The organism is Streptomyces sp. 840.1 (assembly GCF_003751445.1).
Taxonomy (GTDB): Bacteria; Actinomycetota; Actinomycetes; order Streptomycetales; family Streptomycetaceae; genus Streptomyces.
Genome location: NZ_RJUU01000001.1, coordinates 167,594 through 188,099 on the forward strand (window position 1 = coordinate 167,594; position 20,506 = coordinate 188,099).

Genomic DNA, 20,506 nt, shown 5'->3' on the forward strand with positions numbered 1-20,506 from the left:
GGGCCGTTGTGGGGCCGCCCGTACAGGTTCGCAACTTCCCTGGAAAATTGAACTTGCGTTTCACAGAGTGAGACGCGAGTATCGTCGTATGGACAACTCTAGCGGCGTCGGCGTTCTCGACAAGGCAGCTCTGGTATTGAGCGCCCTGGAGTCCGGTCCGGCCACCCTCGCCGGGCTGGTCGCGGCGACCGGGCTCGCACGACCCACGGCCCACCGGCTGGCCGTGGCACTGGAACACCACCGCATGGTGGCGAGGGACATGCAGGGCCGCTTCATTCTCGGCCCCCGGCTGTCGGAACTCGCGGCGGCGGCGGGCGAGGACCGGCTGCTCGCCACGGCGGGACCGGTGCTCACCCACCTTCGCGACATCACCGGGGAGAGCGCCCAGCTCTACCGCCGGCAGGGCGACATGCGGATCTGCGTGGCGGCGGCGGAGCGGCTCTCCGGCCTGCGGGACACCGTGCCGGTCGGCTCCACGCTCACCATGAAGGCGGGATCGTCCGCGCAGATCCTGATGGCCTGGGAGGAGCCGGAGCGCCTGCACCGGGGTCTCCAGGGCGCCCGCTTCACCGCGACGGCGCTCTCCGGTGTACGGCGCCGGGGCTGGGCCCAGTCGATCGGTGAGCGGGAACCGGGCGTCGCCTCGGTCTCGGCACCGGTGCGCGGCCCCTCGAACCGGGTGGTCGCGGCGGTATCGGTCTCCGGGCCGATCGAGCGGCTGACCCGGCACCCGGGCCGGATGCACGCCCAGGCGATCATCGACTCGGCCGCCCGGCTGAGCGAGGCACTGCGCCGCACCGGCTGACCCACCACGCCCCGCCTTCCAGCACCGGCCGCCCCAGCGTCGTGGCGGCCCCCTTCAGAACCACCACGGCTCTCGCGCCACGCACAACTCCCTTACCGGGAGCGGTGGACCACCACCCCGGAGCCCGGCCCGCTCCCCCGCCGCCCGCAGAGCGATGCGTCAACTGGCGCCCCACGGCCCGCACATGCACGAGCCGCCTCCGATCCCGCACGAGCCACCGCCGCGCCCCTCGGGCCCGGCCGGTCCGAACTGTCCGCGTACACAGGCGGATACACGACTGAGGCCCCTCACCGAAGTGAAGGGCCTCTGCCTCTTGCTCTGTTGTACCCCCGACCGGATTCGAACCGGCGCTACTGCCGTGAGAGGGCAGCGTGCTAGGCCGCTACACAACGGGGGCCTGTGTCCTGCGATTTACTTGTCTTGCGCTGGGCTACCAGGACTCGAACCTAGAATGACGGTACCAGAAACCGTAGTGTTGCCAATTACACCATAGCCCATGGTGTTGCAAGTACCCCCGACCGGATTCGAACCGGCGCTACTGCCGTGAGAGGGCAGCGTGCTAGGCCGCTACACAACGGGGGCCCTAGCGATCCTGCATCGAGAGCGTGGGTGCGACCCAGATGTTCTCGCGGGAAGGATCTGTACCCCCGACCGGATTCGAACCGGCGCTACTGCCGTGAGAGGGCAGCGTGCTAGGCCGCTACACAACGGGGGCGTGTTTTACAGATGAAGCTCTGCGCTGGGCTACCAGGACTCGAACCTAGAATGACGGTACCAGAAACCGTAGTGTTGCCAATTACACCATAGCCCACTGAAATGCAACCCCAGGAGGGGCTTTATTTCCGTGTGCGCTTCCCGATCGAATCTTTCGGCCCGCTCGGTCGGCGCAGGAAGAACATTACCTGAAGGTGTCCGGCGCTCCAAAACGGGTATTGACCGCCAACAGGCCGGGCAGCTGATCGAGACCGGTGATCCGGGTCAGTTCGGGCCGCCCGCCACGCCCGCTCCGGTCCAGCCACACAGCGCTCAGCCCCGCCGCCACCGCGCCCGCCGCGTCGATATCGGGGTGATCGCCCACGTACACGACGTCCTGCGGCTCCAGCCCGATGGCCTCGACGGCGGCGTGGAAGGCCCCGGCCTCGGGCTTGGAGATGCCCAGTTCCACGGCGCACACCAGGGCCTCGAAGCGGTCGCGCACGCCGAGGACGCGCAGCTTGCGGTCCTGGTTGATGATGCTGGAGTTGCTCAGCACGGCATGGCGGTAGCGGCCGGCCAGCAGGTCCAGGGCCGGCACCGCGTCGGGGAAGAGCGACCAGGCGGCCTCGTAGTGGCTCGCGTGCCGGGCGAACCAGGCATCGGCCTCGGCGTCCGTGAGCGGCCGCGCGACGAAGGTACGGACCCGCTCGCGCCGCTGCCCCTGGAAATCGGTCTCCCCCACGGCGAAACGCGCCCACTGCGCATCGGTGATCGCCCGCCACGCGTCGACGGCCTGCCCGACGGAGTCGTATCCGTCGGGCAGGCCCTCGCTCTCCAGATGCCTGCGCATGCCGACACTGTCGGCGCCGGTGTAGTCGAAGATCGTGTCGTCGATGTCCCAGAGCACTGCTCGGATCGGCATACGACCACGCTACCGCCGGTCCGGCCGGTCCTGCGGCCCCTGCGCGGGCAGGGCCTCACCGCCGGGGCGTACGGCCGGAACTCACGATCCGCGCTCAGGTGGTGAGCAGGACACCCGCGTAGCTCGCCGCCGCGATGACCACCCAGGAGGCGAGTCCGAGAACGGCCGTCCTGGCGCCGGAGCGGGCGAGTGTCGGGAGGTGGACGGCGGTGCCGAGGCCGAAGAGGGCGGCGGCCAGCAGCAGTTCCTGGGCGATGGCCGCGGCGTCGAGCACTCCGGCGGGCAGCAGGCCCGTGCTGCGCAGGGCCGTCATCGCCAGGAAGCCGAGCAGGAACAGCGGCACCACCGCCGGGCGGCGTCCGCCCGCCACAGCGCTCGACGCCTCGCCCGTCGCCTGCCGGTCGGCGCTCGCCTCGTGCGCCCGCCTGCGACCGGCCACGGCGACCCCGGCGACCAGCGGCGCGAGCATCGCCACCCTGATGAGCTTGACCAGCACGGCCTCGCCGAGCGCGTCGGGACCGGCCGTCTGGGCGGTGGCCACGACCTGGCCGACGTCGTGGACGCCCGCGCCCACCCAGCGGCCGAACTGCATGGTGTCCAGGCCGAGCGGATGCTGCAGCAGCGGCAGTACGGCGATGGCGAGGGTCCCGCACAGGGTGACCAGGGCGACCGAGGTCGCCACGTCGGCCGCGAGCCGCTCGTCGTCCTCCTCCTTGCCGAGCGCGCCGCTGACCGCGCTGATCGCCGAGGCGCCGCAGATCGAGTAGCCGGTGGCGATGAGCAGCGGCTGGTCGCCGGGCAGGCCCAGCTTGCGGCCGAGCCACCAGATCCCGAAGAAGGCCACCAGGACGACGCCGAGCACCATGGCCACCGTCTCCCAGCCGAGCCCGATGACGTCTCCGACGCTGAGTTTCAGCCCGAGCAGCACGATGCCGGCGCGCATCAGCCGCTTCCCCGCCGTCGAGAGCCCGGCCCGGCCCCGGCCGCGTACGAACGGACGGACCCCGGGAAGGTGCGCCGCCACGACTCCGAGCACCACGGCCACCGTCAGCATCGGCACGCCGGGCAGCAGGGCGTGCACGCCCTCGGCCAGCCCGAGTCCGAGGGCGGCCAGCGCCAGGCCGGGTGCGTTGCGGCGTACCGGGCCCGGCGTGGACGCGCCGCTTCCGGGGGCCGGCTTCGGCGGCTGTCGCACGGTCCGCGGGCGGGGGCGTTCGGTGTCCAGGGTCATGATCACCAGCGTGGTCGGGTTCCCCGCCGCCCGGTAGACACGAACCGGAGCCCAGGTCATAGGGTTGCCCTATGGAGGTTTCCCTATGACCGAGCGCGCCGAGAACCGGGATCTCGGGCAGCTCCCGCTGCCCGATCTGCAGTCGCTGCAGCTGCTGGTCAGCGTGGCGGAGACCGGCAGCCTGGGCAGGGCGGCGGCCCGGCTGCTCATCAGCCAGCCGTCGGCCAGCGCCCGGATGCGCACACTGGAGCGCCGTCTCGGGCTGCAGCTCCTGGACCGTTCCACCGCCGGGTCCCGGCTGACCCCGGCCGGAGCAGTGGTGACCGACTGGGCGCGGACGGTGCTCGAAGGGGCCACGGCGCTGGTCGAGGGGGCCGCCGCGCTGCGTTCGCGGCAGGACAGCCGGCTGCGGGTCGCCGCCAGTCTGACCATCGCGGAGGAGCTGATGCCCGGCTGGCTCGTCACCCTGCGCGAGAGCGCACCGGACGCCCATGTCGGGCTGACGGTGACCAACAGCTGGGGCGTGGTCGAGGCACTGCGCCGGGGCGGCTGCGACCTGGGATTCATCGAGGGGCCGAGGGTCCCCGACGACCTGCACCGCTCGGCGGTGGGGCGGGACCGGCTGGCGGTCGTGGTGGCCCCCGGTCACCCCTGGACCCGCCGTCGCAGCGCCCTGACCGGACGCGAGCTGGCCGACACCCCGCTGCTGCTGCGCGAGGCGGGCTCCGGCACCAGGGAGACGCTGGAGCGGGCGCTGCGCGCGTACGACGGAGTCGCCGTCCCGGTCCTCGAACTCGGTTCCACCGCCCCGCTGCGCAGCGCGGCGGCCCGGGGTCTGGCTCCCGCCGTCCTCTCCGCGCTCGCCGTGCGCGAGGACGTGGCGTCGGGCCGTCTGGTCGAGGTCGAGGTCAGCCCGGCCGTACGGCTGCAGCGCGTCCTGCACGCGGTGTGGCCCAAGGGCCGCGAACTGCCGGAGCCGGCCCTTCACCTGCTCCGGGTGGCTAAGCACCCGTAGCGGGGAAGAGCCGGCTCACAGGGCCGGGGACCGCTCTCAGGCGGTCAGCTTCGCCAGTGCCGCGTCCACCCGGGCCAGGGTCTTCTCGCGGCCCAGGATCTCCAGGGACTCGAAGAGCGGCAGGCCGATCGTGCGGCCGGTGACGGCCACCCGGACCGGGGCCTGGGCCTTGCCGAGCTTCAGGCCGTGCTCCTCGCCGGCGGCCAGGACGGCGGCCTTGAGGGCGTCCGCGTTCCACTCCGCCTCGGTCAGCTTGGCGCGTGCCGTCACGAGCAGGGCGTACGAGCCCTCCTTCATCGCCTTGGCCCAGGACGCCTCGTCGGTCGCCGGCTCGTCGAGGAAGAGGAAGTCGACGTTGGCCGTGATCTCGGAGAGGACCGTGACACGGGTCTGGGCGTGCGGGGCGATCGTCGCGAACAGGTCCGCGTCGAAGGCCTCCGGGGCCCAGGGGGCGAACGGGGCCTTCAGCCACGGGCCGCAGGCCTCGGTGAAGGTCTTCACGTCGAGCCGGCGGATGTGCTCGGCGTTTACGTGCTCGCACTTCTTGAGGTCGAAGCGGGCCGGGTTGGCGTTGACGTCCTCGATGTCGAACGCGGCGACCATCTCGTCCATGTCGAAGATGTCGCGGTCCTCGGCGATCGACCAGCCGAGCAGCGAGAGGTAGTTGAGCAGCCCCTCGGGCAGGAAGCCGCGCTCGCGGTAGAGGTTGAGCGAGGCCTGCGGGTCGCGCTTGGAGAGCTTCTTGTTGCCCTCGCCCATGACGTACGGCAGATGGCCGAACGCGGGGGTGTACTTGGCGATGCCCAGCTCGGTGAGCGCCGCGTAGAGCGCGATCTGGCGGGGGGTGGAGGAGAGCAGGTCCTCGCCGCGCAGGACGTGGGTGATCTCCATCAGCGCGTCGTCGACCGGGTTGACCAGCGTGTAGAGCGGGGCGCCGTTGGCGCGGACGATGCCGTAGTCCGGCACGTTCTCCGGCTGGACGGTGATGTCGCCTCGGACCAGGTCGGTGAAGGTGATCGCCTCGTCGGGCATCCGGAAGCGGACGATCGAGGTGCGGCCCTCGGCCTCGTAGGCGGCCTTCTGCGCGTCGCTCAGGTCGCGGCAGTGGCCGTCGTAGCCGGACGGCCTGCCGGCGGCGCGGGCGGCGTCGCGGCGGGTGTCGAGCTCCTCGGTCGTGCAGTAGCAGTGGTACGCGTGACCGGCGGCGAGGAGCTTCTCGGCGACGTCCTTGTAGATGTCCATGCGCTGCGACTGGCGGTAGGGCGCGTGCGGGCCGCCGACCTCGGGGCCCTCGTCCCAGTCGAGACCGAGCCAGCGCATCGAGTCCAGGAGCTGCTGGTAGGACTCCTCGGAGTCGCGCGCCGCGTCGGTGTCCTCGATGCGGAAGACCAGGGTGCCCTGGTGGTGCCGGGCGAAGGCCCAGTTGAAGAGGGCTGTCCTGACCAGGCCCACGTGGGGGTTGCCGGTCGGGGAGGGACAGAAACGTACACGGACCGGTCCGTTAACCACGCTTGATCACCTTGTTGGTGAGAGTGCCGATGCCTTCGATGGTGACGGCGACCTCGTCGCCGACGTGCAGGGGTCCGACCCCTGCGGGGGTGCCGGTGAGGATCACGTCGCCCGGGAGCAGCGTCATGGCTTCCGTGATGTGGACGACCAGGTCCTCGATGGAGCGGATCATCTCGCTCGTCCGGCCCAGCTGGCGTTGCTCGCCGTTGACCGTGGCCTGGATGGCGAGGTCGCTGGGGTCGAGGTCGGTCTCCACCCAGGGGCCGAGCGGGCAGGAGGTGTCGAAGCCCTTGGCCCTGGCCCACTGCTTCTCGCGCTTCTGGGCGTCACGCGCGGTGACGTCGTTGGCGCAGGTGTAGCCGAAGATGACGTCCTTGACCCGCTCGCGGGGCACCTCGCGGCACATCCGGCCGATGACCACGGCCAGTTCGGCCTCGTGGTGCACCTCTTCGGAGAAGGAGGGGTACTCGATGGCGTCGCCGGAGCCGATCACCGAGGTGGTGGGCTTGAAGAAGGCGACGGGGACGTCGGGGACCTCGTTGCCGAGTTCCGCGGCGTGCTCCGCGTAGTTGCGGCCGATGGCCACGACCTTGTTGGGGAGCACGGGCGGCAGCAGCCGGACCTTGTTCAGCGGGACCTTCGTCCCGGAGAGCTCGAACTCGGCGTACGGGATGCCCTTGATGATGTCGAGGACGAGACCATCGGGCCCGTCGCCCTCGACGGCGCCGAAGGCGACATTGCCGTCGATGGAGAACCTGGCGATGCGCACGGGAAGCTGTGGCCCCTCACTTGCTGGGTTGCTTGAAGACTGACGCTCCAGGCTAACGCGGGTGAGGGGGGAGGCCGCGCGTATTACTCGGCGGCGGCCGTGGCGGTCGCGGGGGCCACCATGAGGATCGTGCGGCGCGGGTTGGCCGTCTGTGCCGGCAGTTCGAGCGCGTGTTCCGGCCGCTCCGGCGTCTGCAGCGCTTCGGCGTCCTTGAGGTGCGCCAGCGTCGTGCGCCGGGGGTTGGCAATGTTGCGGAACATCATCGTCGTCTTCATCTGCCGTTCGGACCCTGTCGGTAGGGGCGCCGCCCGGAGGGGCGCCAGTTGTCGGTTTTGCCATCCCTGTAAAGCGTCAGGCTAAACATCCAATTCCCACCGGGAGGCCGGAAGAGACGACGATCATCATGTGAGTTTGCTCACCCATGACCCGACAATCAACCCAATCCGGGCGGCCGACTCGATCGGCCAAACCGGACATTGCACCACTGAATGAGTCATTCCGCTCCTGATCATGTCGTCTGGGACACCCGCCACCTCCAACTGATTCACCCGCAATAGTCCGGTATGGCAGTGAACCGGCTCCACGGCTTGTTACCCCGTCATCACAACGTGTCACCCAGGTCACAGCCCGGTACCTGGCCCTTGTTGGAGATCCTGCACTGTGCTGGAATTCCACGCACCGCCGCAGGTTTCAGGCCGGCGCGCAGGGGGCGCAATGCAGCGCCGATCCGAGTGGCGGCGGAAGGGGAAGGACGCCGGTCACTCACGACCACCATGGGGCGGTACAACGCCCACGACGCCGACACCGTTCCATCCGTCCACGACGGGGGGAACGCCTGGTCCAGAGGTTGCGACGCTAGTGCAGGGACGTTTCAAGAGGGATGGCAGCGCAGCGGCCGAACAGGAGCCCCGCGGCGGGACCGACCGCGGCTCCTCGGCCCAGCACGCCCAGAACCCCGGACCGGCCGCGGCCGGCGACACCACCGACCGCGCCAAGCGCTCCGGCACGACGGCGGGCGACAGCTCCGATCACGTCGCGTCACCGAAGCCCCAGGGCCCGGTCAACACGGGATCGCGGGTAGCTCTGCGCAACTGGCGCATCAGCACGCGCCTGGTCTCCCTGCTCGCCCTCCCCGTGGTCGCGGCGACCACCCTGGGCGGCCTGCGCATCAACGACTCCATGAACGACATCCAGCAGCTGGAGCACATGCAGCTGCTGACCCAGATGACCAAGCAGGCGACCTCGCTGGCCCAGGCACTCCAGGAGGAGCGCGACCAGTCGGCCGGCCCGCTGTCCAACGGAGTCCCGGCCACCGACTTCAAGGTCACCACGCCTCGGAAGAAGACCGACCGGGCCAAGAAGGCCTTCTTCGACGCGACGAACGAAATCGGCGACACCGAGGGCGACGAGGCGCTGGAGAGCATCCACTCCAGCGTCCAGCAGATCGCCTCGCAGCTCGGCGGCATCCGCGACATCCGCAAGCAGGCATTCACCGACGGCTCCCCGAGCCTGCAGACCGTCGACGCGTACAGCCAGCTGATCACCTCGCTGCTGAGCCTCTCGCAGGACATGGCGCAGGCGACCAGCAGCCCCGAGATGATCAAGCGGACCCGCGCCCTGGCGGCCTTCTCCTCCGCCAAGGAGTACGCCTCGGTCCAGCGCGCGATCATCGCCGCGGCGCTGCCGGGCGGCAACGACAAGCAGCCCGAACTCGACTCGAACGACCGGCAGTTCGGTCTGGCGGCACTGCGCAAGGAAGCCCTGGCGCGCCGCTCGTTCGAGCTGATCTACACGACCACCGGGAACAGCGCGAGCGATCTGACCGCCACGCTGGACGACGGCAACCCCGAGATCAAGGCCGCCGACACCTACGCCAAGAAGGTGCTCGACAGCCCGACCAGCATGACCGGGACGGCCCGGCGTTCCTACCTCGACTGGTACGACCAGGACTCCACCAAGATCCAGGCCATGAAGCAGATCGAGGAGACGCTCCTCAGCGACATGGAGGGCAAGGCGCGCGAACTGCGCGACGAGTCCCAGCGCGAGGCGATCATCTCCGGTGCGCTCATCCTGCTGGTGCTCGGTGTCTCGCTGGTCGGCGCCTTCGTCGTCGCCCGCTCCATGATCCGTTCGCTGCGCCGGCTCCAGGACACGGCGACGCGCGTCGCCCAGGACCGGCTGCCCGAGCTCGTCAAGCAGCTCTCCGAGGCCGACCCGCAGGACGTCGACACCTCCGTCGAGTCGGTCGGTGTGCACTCCCGGGACGAGATCGGCAAGGTCGCCGCGGCCTTCGACGACGTGCACCGCGAGGCTGTCCGGCTCGCCGCCGAACAGGCCCTCCTGCGGGGCAACGTCAACGCGATGTTCACCAACCTCTCGCGCCGTTCGCAGGGCCTCATCCAGCGTCAGCTCTCCCTCATCTCCGAGCTGGAGTCGCGCGAGGCCGACCCGGACCAGCTGTCCTCGCTCTTCAAGCTCGACCACCTCGCGACCCGTATGCGCCGTAACGGTGAGAACCTCCTCGTCCTCGCGGGCGAGGAGCCGGGCCGCCGGTGGACCCGTCCGGTTCCGCTGGTCGACGTGCTGCGCGCCGCCGCCTCCGAGGTGGAGCAGTACGAGCGCATCGAACTGGCCGCGGTGCCCGCGACCGAGGTCGCCGGCCGGGTCGTCAACGACCTCGTGCACCTCCTCGCCGAGCTGCTGGAGAACGCCACCTCGTTCTCCTCGCCGCAGACGAAGGTCCGGGTCACCGGTCACGCACTGCCCGACGGCCGGGTGCTCGTCGAGATCCACGACACCGGCATCGGCCTCTCCCCCGAGGACCTCGCGGCGATCAACGAGCGGCTCGCGTCGCCGCCCACCGTGGACGTCTCGGTCTCCCGCCGCATGGGTCTGTTCGTGGTCGGCCGGCTGTCCCTGCGTCACGGCATCCGTATTCAGCTGCGGCCCTCCGACTCCGGCGGTACGACCGCGCTGGTCATGCTCCCCGTCGATGTCGCGCACGGCGGCAAGATGCCGGTGCCGAAGCAGGCCCAGGGCCAGCAGCCCGCTCCCGGCGGCCTGCTCGCCGGCGGCGGTCCCGCGCCCCGTCCCGGTCTCGACAGTGCTCCGTCGGCGCCCGGCGGCCGGCTCCCGGCCGGCCCGGGTGCCAACCGCGGCCAGGTCGGCGCGGGCTCCGGTCCGCGGGCCGCGCTGCCCGCCCGGGACACCGCGGGCAGGTCCCAGAACCCGCAGGGCCAGGGCGGTCCGAGCGGCCCGGGTGCGCCGAACGGCAGGCCGGGTCAGCCCGGTCAGCAGGGCTCCGGCTTCCAGAGCGCCGGGTTCCCCGGCACCGGCCCGCAGCCCAGGCAGCCGCAGGACGGCTCGCGTCAGGAGCCGCCTCGTCAGGGCGGCGGCCTCTCCGGCGCCTTCGGCGGCGGTGCCCGGCTGGGCGCCCGGGGCCAGGGCGACGGCGCCGGGCGTACGGACTCGGGCCAGCCCAGCCTGTTCGGTCAGCGTCGTCCGGAGCAGAACGGCCAGGGTGCCGGGAACGGCCCCGGCCGGCAGGCTCCGCAGGGCGGGCCGAACCAGGCGGGCCAGGGCGGCTTCCAGCAGCCCGGCGGTCCGGGCGAGAACAGCCGTCAGCTGCCCCCGGTCGGCGGTCCGCGTGCCGAACTGCCCGGTGGCAACCCCTCGCCGGACGCTCCGGACCGGGGATTCCCCGCTCCGCAGCGCCCGCAGACCACCAGCTGGGGCTCGGACGAGCAGTCCGCACCCCAGCAGCGCTCCCCGCTCGACGCCCCCCGCGGTCACGAGGAGCCCGAGTCCGCCAACCAGTTCCAGCGGCCGCTGAGCCCGCCGCCGCTCACCCCTCGCCGGCCGATGGACGACCGGCAGGGGCCGGGCGCGACCTCGGAGTTCGCCCGTCCGGACTTCTCGGCGCCCGCTCCGGGTGCGCAGACGCCGGACCCGGCGAGCACCGCGCAGTTCGCCCGCCCCGACTACAGCCGTCCGCAGGACCAGGGACAGGGACGGCCCGCGCCGTTCGGTGGCGACCGGGGCAACGAGGACTTCGGTGCTCCGCGACCGCCCGAGCAGCAGTACCGGCCGGCCCTGCCCCAGCAGCCCGAGGCGCTTCCGCCGGCCTCCGGGCCCGGCGACGGCCGCACGCCGCTGTACGACACGCTGGAGACGAACTGGTTCCACGGTCCGCAGCAGAACGGTCAGCAGCACGCGCAGAACGGCCAGCAGCAGTACGGCCAGCAGCCGCCCGCCGCGCCGCAGCCGTCCGGCTTCCCGCAGCAGCCCGCCGAGGAGCGTCCCGCTCCCCCCGCACCGCAGCGCGGTCCGGGCGACACCACCGGCGTCACGAGCTCCTGGCGCGCCTCGCCGAACGACGAACTCGGCCGGCAGGCGGAGCGGGTGAAGAAGCCCGCAGCAGGCGGAATTACCACTTCCGGTCTGCCTCGCCGGGTACCGCGTGCCAATCTGGTGCCGGGCACCGCCCAGCAGCAGAATCACCAGTCAGGTCCCCAGGTCTCGCGTGCGCCCGATGATGTGCGTGGGCGTCTTACCAATCTCCGCCGGGGCATCCAGCAGGGACGTCAGGCCAACAACGGCCAGTCGACCGGCAGTTTCCCAATCGGCCCCACTCACCAGCAGGAGCGTTAGTTGAGCCCGATGAGTCAGGCCGCGCAGAATCTGAACTGGTTGATCACCAACTTCGTGGACAACACCCCCGGGGTGTCGCACACGGTGGTGGTCTCCGCAGACGGCCTGCTGCTGGCGATGTCCGAAGGTTTCCCGCGCGACCGCGCCGACCAGCTGGCGGCAGTCGCCTCCGGTCTGACCTCGCTGACCGCGGGTGCCTCCCGGATCTTCGAAGGCGGCGCCGTCAGCCAGACCGTGGTGGAGATGGAACGCGGGTTCCTCTTCCTGATGTCCGTCTCGGACGGTTCCTCACTTGCCGTACTCGCCCATCCGGACGCCGACATCGGTCTGGTCGGATACGAGATGGCGCTGCTGGTGGACCGGGCGGGCACTGTCCTCACCCCGGACCTCCGCGCCGAGCTCCAGGGCAGCCTGCTCCACTAGGCGGCCGTGAACCGGTGACACAGACGATTACCCCAGGTACTGCAATCAACCCTCGCCCGTCCGGCCGCTTACAGCCCCCCACCGGCCCCTTCCGACGGCAAGCCGACATCCTGCTGTCACGCCCGGAGGATTCATGACCCCGCCACCCGCCTCACCCGATCCGTACGGCGCGCTGAACCACGCGTCGTACGAAGGTGAAGGCGACCAGCCGCTGGTTCGTCCGTACGCCATGACAGGCGGCCGGACCCGACCGCGCTACCAGCTAGCGATAGAGGCCCTGGTCAGCACCACGGCCGACCCCGCGCACCTGGGAACGCTGCTCCCCGAGCACCAGCGGATCTGCCACCTGTGCCGCGAGGTCAAGTCGGTGGCCGAGGTGTCGGCCCTGCTGTCGATGCCGCTCGGCGTGGCCCGGATTCTCGTCGCGGACCTGGCGGAAGCCGGCATGGTGGCCATCCACCAGCCGGGCAACGGAGAGGCCGGCGGCGCGCCGGATGTGACACTGCTCGAAAGGGTACTCAGTGGACTTCGCAAGCTCTAGTGGCGGTGCTGCCCGCGCCACCACCTCGGCGAAGATCGTGGTGGCAGGCGGGTTCGGCGTGGGTAAGACCACGTTTGTCGGTGCTGTTTCGGAGATCAATCCGCTGCGCACCGAAGCCGTGATGACGTCCGCGTCCGCGGGCATCGACGACCTGACACACACCGGAGGCAAGACCACCACGACGGTGGCCATGGACTTCGGACGCATCACCCTGGACCAGGACCTGATCCTGTACCTCTTCGGTACACCCGGCCAGGACCGCTTCTGGTTCATGTGGGACGACCTCGTACGCGGCGCCATCGGCGCCGTCGTACTCGTCGACACCCGCCGACTCGCCGACTGCTTCCCCGCCGTCGACTACTTCGAGAACAGCGGACTCCCCTTCGTCATCGCCCTCAACGGCTTCGACGGACACCAGCCCTACACCCCCGACGAAGTCCGCGAAGCACTCCAGATCGGACCCGACACCCCGATCATCACGACCGACGCGCGGCACCGCGGTGATGCCAAGAGCGGTCTGATCACGCTGGTGGAGCACGCGCTGATGGCAAGGCTCAAGTAGGCACAAGTCGGTATTGCCGTACGGCAGTTAAAGTAGTCACACGGGGGCGGGCTGTGTCCTTTGACACGATCCGCCCCCGTGTTCATAACGTTTCGAAAGAGAATTACCTCACGGCCGACACCCGATGCGTACGCGCGGTACCGCTGTGCTCACATGAGCCCCGTCTTTTGGCGGGGCTCGTTCTTTATGCCCGTTTTATCTGAGGCCTGCGCCACTTGGAACCGGTGGTTCCGACTGTTTGGAACGCGGCCGTTTCCCGTGCTGCAATTCGACGAACTCCCGAGTAGGTACGGCCCTGAACAAACACGGCACAGCGTAGGTGCCGACGCCGAGAGGTTGTTGGTCGAGTGAGGCGTAACAACGAGGGCTCCACGGCGCAGCCGGAGCGGGGCAACTTCACCCCGCCGCGCGCCGCGGCGTCGTCCGCCGACGTGTCCGAAGGGGCGTCCGCCGGTGGCAGCACCAGCCGGATGTCCCCGCGCAACTGGCGGGTGCCCACCAGGCTGAACGCGATCCTCCTGATCCCCGTACTGGTCGGCCTGGTCATGGGCGGCTTCCAGGTGAAGGGATCGGTCGACACCTGGCAGGAGGCCCAGGACGCCGAGAAGACCGCGCTGATCGTGCGGGCGGCCTCCGAGTACGGCCAGGCGCTGCTGAACGAGCGCGACCTCAGCGCCCAGCCGCTGCTGTCCAACAAGCGCGACGCGGCGGCCGTCACCGAGGTGCGTGCCACCACGGACGCGGCCGCGGACAAGTTCGACGCGGCCGTGAAGGACATGCCTGGGAAGGAAGGCCTGGAGCGCCGCCTCAAGCTGTTCCGGCTGGAGGAGCCCACCCTTCCCGACCTGCGCAAGTCCGCCTACGCCGAGGCCATGGACCCGGTGAAGACGGAAGAGGGCTACGTCCAGGTCCAGCACTCCCTCATGGAGTTCTGCAACGAGCTCGGTCTCGGTACCGGCAACATCACCAGCTACGGCCGTACCGTCTACGCGATCGAGCTGGCCAAGGCTGCAGAATCGCTTCAGCGCTCCATCGGCATGCACCTGCTGGTACGGCCCAGCCAGGAGAGCGGCAAGTTCAACGACCAGGTCAAGGCGTTCGGCTCGTACAACTACCTGGAGCAGATCGCACTCGGCGAGTTCGTCTCCGGCGGCACGGAAGCCGACGCCGCCCGGCTGAAGAAGGTCATGGCCGGCAAGGCGACCGAGGGCGCTGCCCAGGTCAAGGCCGCCAAGGAGAAGGCCGACGCGGCGGGCGTCCCGTTCGTGACGCCGCCCACCGCGAACGGCTCGGTCTTCGACGGTATGGCCCAGCAGCTCGGCCTCGGCAGGACCCCCGCCCAGCTGAAGGCGAAGGGCATCACCCCCGAGACCTGGATGGCCGCGGCCACCGCGAAGTTCGACGGGTACACCACGGTCGAGGAAGAGCTCGTCGACAAGGCCGTGACCGAGGCCGCGGACATCTCGTCCAGCGCCCGCACCGACGCCATCGTCAACGCCGCGATCGTGATCGTCGCCCTGCTGGCCGCGTTCGTCCTGGCCGGTCTCATGGCGCGCCAGATGAGCCGCTCGATGCGCCGGCTGCGCAACGCCGCCTTCGGCATCGCGGAGCAGCGGCTGCCCTCGCTCGTCGACCAGTTGTCCCGGACCGATCCGGGCCGGGTGGACACCCGCGTGCAGCCGATCCCGATCAACAGCCAGGACGAGATCGGCGAGGTTGCCCGCGCCTTCGACCAGGTGCACCGCGAGGCGGTCCGGCTGGCGGCCGAGCAGGCCATGCTGCGGGGCAACGTCAACGCGATCTTCACCAACCTCTCGCGCCGCAACCAGTCGCTCATCGAGGGCCAGCTGACCCTGATCACCGACCTGGAGAACAACGAGGCCGACCCGGACCAGCTGGAGAGCCTGTTCCGGCTGGACCACCTGGCGACGCGCATGCGCCGCAACGGCGAGAACCTCCTGGTGCTCGCCGGCGAGGAACCCGGCCGCCGCTGGAACCAGCCGGTGCCGCTGGTGGACGTCCTGCGGGCCGCCTCGTCCGAGGTGGAGTCCTACGAGCGCATCGAGCTGTCCGGGGTGCCGGAGAGCGAGATCCACGGCCAGTCCGTCACCGACCTCGTCCACCTGCTGGCCGAGCTGCTGGAGAACGCCACCACGTTCTCCTCGCCGCAGACCAAGGTGCGGGTCACCGCGACCCGGCTGCCCGACAGCCGCGTGATGATCGAGATCCACGACAAGGGCATCGGCCTCACCGCCGAGGACTTCGCCGACATCAACCACAAGCTGGCCAACCCGCCGACGGTGGACGCCGCGGTCTCCCAGCGCATGGGCCTGTTCGTGGTCGGCCGGCTCGCCGACCGGCACGGCATCCGGGTCCAGCTGCGCCCCTCGGGCGAGCAGGCCGGAACCACCTCGCTGGTCATGCTGCCCGACGCGATCACCCACGGTGGCGGCGGCGAGGGCGCGCCCGCGCCCGGCGACTTCACGGTCTCCTCGATCATTCCGCAGCAGCAGGCGTTCGACGCGCCGCCGCTCCAGCCCCAGCTGCGTACGGCGGCGGAGCTCGGCTTCGACGACTCGCGCTACGGCGCGGTGTCGGAGGATGCGGCGCAGCTCGACCCGGTGGGCCGTTCGCTGATGCGCGAGGAGCGCCGTGCGGCCCTGGAGACGCAGGCCGGCGGCGAGGAGCGTCCGGTGTTCCCGCAGCAGGAGTCCCGGGAGCAGTACGCACAGGCCGCGTACGAGGAAGGCCCCTACGCCGCCCCGGACCAGCAGTACGCCCTGGAGCCCCAGCAGGGCGCCCAGGACGGCGGTCAGTACGCCCTGGAGCCGCAGCAGCGGGACGGGCAGCAGGAACAGCAGTACGGGCAGGCCGGGTACGAGGGCGGCTACGACCCGTTCCGCGGTGACACCGGCTACGTCCAACAGCCGGGCTACCAGCAGCAGAACGGCTATCCGGAGTCGGCATACCCGGCCCCCGAGGCACCCCAGCAGGCCTACGACGGGCAGTACAACACCCAGCCCCAGCAGGAAGAGTGGCCAGATCAGGCCGGGTACCAGGGGACCTACGAGCCCTCGGCGCAGGTCGAACCGGAATCTGACGGGAGCGCCCCCGCCGCATCGCTGGACAGCGTAGGCTTCGACCGTTCGGGCCCCGTGCCGAACTCCGGCCACGAGATGACCGAGGCCGGTCTGCCGCGCCGGGGCGGCCAGCAGCACTGGCAGCCCACCGGACGCGGGAACGAGCGGCCCGCCGCCGCGCAGGAGCAGCGGCAGGAGCCGCCGCAGCAGCCTCTGCCCGAGCGGCAGGACACGGACGGTGCGGACGGAACGGAAGACTGGCGATCGGCGAACGACGAGCGCTGGGAGCGGGCCGAACAGCTCCGGGACCCGAAGGCGGGCGGGGTCACCCCCTCCGGTCTTCCCCGGCGCGTCCCCAAGGCCAACCTGGTCGAGGGCACGGCCGAACAGACCCAGCAGGGCGGCCCCCAGGTCTCCCGCGCCCCGGAGGACGTGCGCGGCAGGTTGAGCAACCTGCGCCGCGGTGTCCTGCGGGGACGTAACGCGGGTTCGGACAGCAGTAATACCTACAACCAGGAGCGTTAGTGTGAGCCCGATGAGCCAGGCGGCGCAGAATCTCAACTGGTTGATCACCAACTTCGTGGACAACACCCCCGGGGTGTCGCACACGGTGGTGGTCTCCGCCGACGGACTCCTGCTGGCGATGTCCGAGGGATTTCCGCGTGACCGCGCCGACCAGCTGGCGGCTGTCGCGTCCGGTCTGACCTCGCTGACCGCGGGCGCCTCGCGGATCTTCGAGGGCGGCGCGGTGAATCAGACAGTTGTGGAGATGGAGCGAGGATTCCTCTTCATCATGTCCGTTTCCGACGGATCCTCCTTGGCTGTTCTTGCACACCCGGACGCCGATATCGGTCTGGTTGGGTACGAAATGGCGCTTTTGGTGGACCGCGCCGGCGGTGTCCTCACTCCGGACCTCCGCGCCGAACTTCAGGGAAGCCTTCTTAACTAGTAGACAGACAGTGCGTTTCGCGTCACCGCGCCATAAGGTGCGGTGGCGCGGACCCACTGGGACCGGGACCGGCAGGCGGAGGAGGAATCGTGGGTACACCCCCAGGCGGACACCAGTTCAACGGTGGTCAGCAGGTACCGGGTGAGCACAGGGGCGATGGCTTCGACTTCCCCTCCCCGCCCGGCAGACAGGGCGGGCAGCAGCCTTTTCAGCCGTTCCGGCAGCCCCGGCGCGCCCAGGGCTCGGACGACTGGCCGCAGCAGGACGCGCGCGGCTCGGACGACTGGCCCCAGCAGGATGCGCGTGGCTCGGACGACTGGCCCCAGCAGCCGCAGCAGCCCCAGCGGCCGCAGCGCCCGCACCGGTACGACTCCCCGCAGCCGCCGCCCCGTATCGAGCCGGTGCAGCCGCGGTGGACCCCCGAGCCGACCGCTCCCGCAGCGCACAATCCGCTGGTTCGTCCGTACGCCATGACAGGCGGCCGGACCCGACCGCGCTACCAACTCGCCATTGAGGCGTTGGTCAGTACTACGGCTGATCCGTCCCGGCTGCAAGGGCAGTTGCCCGAGCACCAGCGGATCTGCCGGCTGTGCATCGAGATCAAGTCGGTGGCCGAGATCTCGGCCCTGCTCTCGATCCCTCTCGGCGTTGCCCGGATCCTCGTAGCCGACCTGGCTGAGGCCGGACTCGTCGCTATCCACCAGCCCGGCGGCGAAGAGTCCGCCGGCGGCCAGCCAGATGTGACACTGCTCGAAAGGGTGCTCAGTGGACTTCGCAAGCTCTAGCGGCGGAGCGGCCCGCTCCACTACCTCGGCGAAGATCGTGGTGGCAGGGGGCTTCGGCGTGGGTAAGACCACGTTTGTCGGTGCTGTTTCGGAGATCAATCCGCTGCGCACCGAAGCCGTGATGACGTCCGCGTCCGCGGGCATCGACGACCTGACACACACCGGGGACAAGACCACCACGACGGTGGCCATGGACTTCGGACGCATCACCCTGGACCAGGACCTGATCCTGTACCTCTTCGGTACACCCGGCCAGGACCGCTTCTGGTTCATGTGGGACGACCTCGTACGCGGCGCCATCGGCGCCGTCGTACTCGTCGACACCCGCCGACTCGCCGACTGCTTCCCCGCCGTCGACTACTTCGAGAACAGCGGACTCCCCTTCGTCATCGCCCTCAACGGCTTCGACGGACACCAGCCCTACACCCCCGACGAAGTCCGCGAAGCACTCCAGATCGGACCCGACACCCCGATTCTCACCACGGACGCGCGGCACCGGGCGGATGCGAAGAGCGCTCTGATCACGTTGGTGGAGCACGCGCTGATGGCGCGCCTGCGGTAGGGCCCGCGGCCCGCTTTCCCGTACACGAAGGCCCCACGCTCCCTGGAGGAGTGCGGGGCCTTCGTGGTGTGCGTCCGGCCTTCTGCCGGGCGCCGGGGTGGGCTGGTGGTCAGCCCTGCCAGCTGTGGGGGGCGCGGAAGCCGGGGGTGCGCTCCAGGCGGCGCCAGCCGGCTGTGTCGCGGCCTCGGTGGGCGGGTGCTGCTGCGGGCTGGGCGGCGGCGCGGGCGAGCAGGACCGCGGTTATGGCGGCCAGCTCCTCGGGGTCGGCAAGACCCTTCTCGACGCGCAGCACGGACTCGGCGGCAGTGGTCATGAGTGTCTCCGTCTTCTCGGCAGGGCTGTGGACTACTGCGGGGGGTTGCCGTGCTTGCGGGACGGCAGGTCTGCGTGCTTGGAGCGGAGCATGGCCAGTGAGGCGATCAGGACCTCGCGGGTCTCGGCGGGGTCGATGACATCGTCGACCAGGCCGCGCTCGGCGGCGTAGTAGGGGTGCATCAGTTCGGCCTTGTACTCCTTGACCATGCGGGTCCGCATGGCCTCGGGGTCCTCGGCGTCGGCGATCTGCCGGCGGAAGATGACGTTGGCGGCGCCCTCGGCGCCCATCACCGCGATCTCGTTGGTCGGCCAGGCATAGGTGAGGTCGGCGCCGATGGACTGGCTGTCCATGACGATGTACGCACCGCCGTAGGCCTTGCGCAGGATCAACGAGATCCTCGGCACCGTGGCGTTGCAGTAGGCGTAGAGCAGCTTCGCCCCGTGCCGGATGATTCCACCGTGCTCCTGATCCACACCGGGCAGGAAGCCGGGTACGTCCAAAAGGGTGATGATGGGGATGTTGAAGGCGTCGCACATCTGGACGAACCTGGCGGCCTTCTCGGACGCCTCGATGTCCAGGACACCGGCCAGGGCCTGCGGCTGGTTGGCGACGATGCCGACGACCTGGCCGTCCAGGCGGGCCAGCGCGCAGATGATGTTGCGGGCCCAGCGCTCGTGGATCTCCAGGTAGTCGCCCTCGTCGACGAGCTCCTCGATGACCTTGTGCATGTCGTACGGGCGGTTGCCGTCGGCCGGGACCAGGTCCAGCAGGACGTCACCACGCCGGTCGGCCGGATCATCACTCTCCGCCACCGGCGGGTTCTCACGGTTGTTCGAGGGCAGCATCCCGATCAGGTACCGGACCTCCGCGATGCACGTCTCCTCGTCGTCGTACGCGAAGTGCGCGACACCCGAGGTCTCCGCGTGCACATCGGCACCGCCCAGACCGTTCTGGGTGATCTCCTCACCCGTGACCGCCTTCACGACGTCCGGTCCGGTGATGAACATCTGCGAGGTCTCACGGACCATGAACACAAAATCCGTCAGCGCCGGGCTGTAGGCCGCACCGCCCGCGCACGGGCCGAGCATCACGCTGATCTGCGGGATCACACCCGAAGCCCGCGTGTTGCGCTGGAAAATACCGCCGTACCCGGCGAGCGCCGACACGCCCTCCTGGATACGGGCGCCGGCACCGTCGTTCAGCGAGACCAGCGGCGCACCCGCCGAGATGGCCATGTCCATGATCTTATGGATCTTCGTCGCGTGAGCCTCACCCAGCGCCCCGCCGAAAATCCGGAAATCGTGCGCGTAGACGAAGACCGTACGGCCCTCCACCGTGCCCCAGCCGGTGATGACACCATCCGTATACGGCTTCTTCGCCTCCAGACCGAACCCCGTCGCCCGATGCCGACGCAACTGCTCGACCTCCCGGAACGAACCCGGATCCACCAGCAGCTCAATGCGCTCACGCGCCGTCAGCTTGCCCTTCGCGTGCTGCGCCTCGGTCGCCCGGTCACTCGGCCCACGCCGCGCCTGCTCACGCAGCGCCAGCAGTTCGGCCACACGGCCACGGGTATCGCTCGGCCGGCCCGGGGTTTCGTCCACAACGGTCATGTACCGACCCTACGAAGTCCGGCAAGAAAATCGTGCCGTCGACTCCGTACAGTCTCCCGCCCGGTTTCCTGGTGGAGC

General features: G+C 70.1%; 17 protein-coding genes and 5 tRNA genes. 10 read left to right on the forward strand and 12 right to left on the reverse strand.

Going from position 1 to position 20,506, the window contains the following annotated elements:
- Nucleotides 1–88: 88 nt before the first annotated feature.
- A complete protein-coding gene (ndgR, locus tag EDD93_RS00735; protein ID WP_024490257.1) occupies nucleotides 89–805 on the forward strand; it encodes an IclR family transcriptional regulator NdgR in 717 nt (238 codons plus the stop codon).
- 324 nt (nucleotides 806–1,129) lie between these two features.
- Here ndgR and EDD93_RS00740 read toward each other — a convergent pair.
- From EDD93_RS00740 to EDD93_RS00770, 7 genes are all read right to left on the reverse strand, one after another.
- Nucleotides 1,130–1,202 (reverse strand) — tRNA-Glu (locus tag EDD93_RS00740).
- 28 nt (nucleotides 1,203–1,230) lie between these two features.
- A tRNA-Gln gene (locus EDD93_RS00745) sits at nucleotides 1,231–1,302 on the reverse strand.
- A gap of 12 nt (nucleotides 1,303–1,314) precedes the next feature.
- Nucleotides 1,315–1,387, reverse strand: a tRNA-Glu gene (locus EDD93_RS00750).
- 60 nt (nucleotides 1,388–1,447) lie between these two features.
- Nucleotides 1,448–1,520, reverse strand: a tRNA-Glu gene (locus tag EDD93_RS00755).
- Nucleotides 1,521–1,544: 24 nt separating this feature from the next.
- Nucleotides 1,545–1,616: transfer RNA gene (locus EDD93_RS00760), tRNA-Gln, on the reverse strand.
- Nucleotides 1,617–1,703: 87 nt separating this feature from the next.
- The gene (locus tag EDD93_RS00765) at nucleotides 1,704–2,423 is read right to left on the reverse strand and encodes an HAD family hydrolase (protein ID WP_123523317.1); all 720 of its coding nucleotides are present in this window, start codon (nucleotides 2,421–2,423) and stop codon (nucleotides 1,704–1,706) included.
- A 94-nt stretch (nucleotides 2,424–2,517) separates the two neighbouring features.
- A complete protein-coding gene (locus EDD93_RS00770; protein WP_123527519.1) occupies nucleotides 2,518–3,654 on the reverse strand; it encodes a putative sulfate exporter family transporter in 1,137 nt (378 codons plus the stop codon).
- A gap of 85 nt (nucleotides 3,655–3,739) precedes the next feature.
- Here EDD93_RS00770 and EDD93_RS00775 point away from each other — a divergent pair, with 85 nt between their 5' ends.
- Nucleotides 3,740–4,669: a LysR substrate-binding domain-containing protein gene (locus tag EDD93_RS00775; protein WP_123523318.1), complete on the forward strand. Its 930-nt coding sequence runs from the start codon at nucleotides 3,740–3,742 to the stop codon at nucleotides 4,667–4,669.
- A gap of 36 nt (nucleotides 4,670–4,705) precedes the next feature.
- Here EDD93_RS00775 and gltX read toward each other — a convergent pair whose 3' ends face one another.
- The 3 genes from gltX to EDD93_RS00790 form a co-directional block, all read right to left on the reverse strand.
- The gene (gltX, locus tag EDD93_RS00780; RefSeq protein ID WP_123523319.1) at nucleotides 4,706–6,178 is read right to left on the reverse strand and encodes a glutamate--tRNA ligase; all 1,473 of its coding nucleotides are present in this window, start codon (nucleotides 6,176–6,178) and stop codon (nucleotides 4,706–4,708) included.
- Nucleotides 6,171–6,947, reverse strand: a complete 777-nt coding sequence (locus tag EDD93_RS00785; RefSeq protein WP_123523320.1) for a fumarylacetoacetate hydrolase family protein — start codon at nucleotides 6,945–6,947, stop codon at nucleotides 6,171–6,173. Before EDD93_RS00785 ends, gltX begins: the two co-directional genes overlap by 8 nt.
- An 83-nt stretch (nucleotides 6,948–7,030) precedes the next feature.
- Nucleotides 7,031–7,222, reverse strand: a complete 192-nt coding sequence (locus EDD93_RS00790; RefSeq protein ID WP_123523321.1) for a hypothetical protein — start codon at nucleotides 7,220–7,222, stop codon at nucleotides 7,031–7,033.
- Nucleotides 7,223–7,805: 583 nt separating this feature from the next.
- Between EDD93_RS00790 and EDD93_RS00795 the strand changes: the two genes are divergently transcribed.
- The 8 genes from EDD93_RS00795 (at nucleotide 7,806) to EDD93_RS00830 (ending at nucleotide 18,499) form a co-directional block, all read left to right on the forward strand.
- Complete coding sequence (locus tag EDD93_RS00795; RefSeq protein ID WP_123523322.1) at nucleotides 7,806–11,597, forward strand: nitrate- and nitrite sensing domain-containing protein; 3,792 nt, start codon at nucleotides 7,806–7,808, stop codon at nucleotides 11,595–11,597.
- A 9-nt stretch (nucleotides 11,598–11,606) separates the two neighbouring features.
- Nucleotides 11,607–12,020 carry a roadblock/LC7 domain-containing protein gene (locus EDD93_RS00800; RefSeq protein WP_024495006.1) on the forward strand — a complete coding sequence of 138 codons (414 nt, stop codon included), beginning with the start codon at nucleotides 11,607–11,609 and terminating at the stop codon, nucleotides 12,018–12,020.
- A gap of 133 nt (nucleotides 12,021–12,153) precedes the next feature.
- Nucleotides 12,154–12,561: a DUF742 domain-containing protein gene (locus EDD93_RS00805; protein WP_073738726.1), complete on the forward strand. Its 408-nt coding sequence runs from the start codon at nucleotides 12,154–12,156 to the stop codon at nucleotides 12,559–12,561.
- Entirely contained in the window at nucleotides 12,542–13,123 is a 582-nt protein-coding gene (locus EDD93_RS00810; RefSeq protein ID WP_073738725.1) for an ATP/GTP-binding protein, read from the forward strand. Before EDD93_RS00805 ends, EDD93_RS00810 begins: the two co-directional genes overlap by 20 nt.
- Before the next feature lie 347 nt (nucleotides 13,124–13,470).
- Nucleotides 13,471–16,728 carry a nitrate- and nitrite sensing domain-containing protein gene (locus tag EDD93_RS00815; RefSeq protein WP_123523323.1) on the forward strand — a complete coding sequence of 1,086 codons (3,258 nt, stop codon included), beginning with the start codon at nucleotides 13,471–13,473 and terminating at the stop codon, nucleotides 16,726–16,728.
- A 10-nt stretch (nucleotides 16,729–16,738) separates the two neighbouring features.
- Nucleotides 16,739–17,152 carry a roadblock/LC7 domain-containing protein gene (locus EDD93_RS00820; RefSeq protein ID WP_037779127.1) on the forward strand — a complete coding sequence of 138 codons (414 nt, stop codon included), beginning with the start codon at nucleotides 16,739–16,741 and terminating at the stop codon, nucleotides 17,150–17,152.
- 89 nt (nucleotides 17,153–17,241) lie between these two features.
- Nucleotides 17,242–17,937: a DUF742 domain-containing protein gene (locus EDD93_RS00825; protein ID WP_123523324.1), complete on the forward strand. Its 696-nt coding sequence runs from the start codon at nucleotides 17,242–17,244 to the stop codon at nucleotides 17,935–17,937.
- Nucleotides 17,918–18,499, forward strand: a complete 582-nt coding sequence (locus EDD93_RS00830; protein ID WP_014048542.1) for an ATP/GTP-binding protein — start codon at nucleotides 17,918–17,920, stop codon at nucleotides 18,497–18,499. The genes EDD93_RS00825 and EDD93_RS00830 overlap by 20 nt, the downstream gene beginning before the upstream one ends.
- Nucleotides 18,500–18,608: 109 nt before the next feature.
- On the opposite strand, the gene EDD93_RS00835 is transcribed toward EDD93_RS00830, so the two are convergent.
- Nucleotides 18,609–18,812, reverse strand: a complete 204-nt coding sequence (locus EDD93_RS00835; RefSeq protein ID WP_123523325.1) for an acyl-CoA carboxylase subunit epsilon — start codon at nucleotides 18,810–18,812, stop codon at nucleotides 18,609–18,611.
- 32 nt (nucleotides 18,813–18,844) lie between these two features.
- Nucleotides 18,845–20,428, reverse strand: coding sequence for an acyl-CoA carboxylase subunit beta (locus EDD93_RS00840; RefSeq protein ID WP_123523326.1), 1,584 nt, complete (start codon nucleotides 20,426–20,428; stop codon nucleotides 18,845–18,847).
- Nucleotides 20,429–20,506 lie beyond the last annotated feature (78 nt).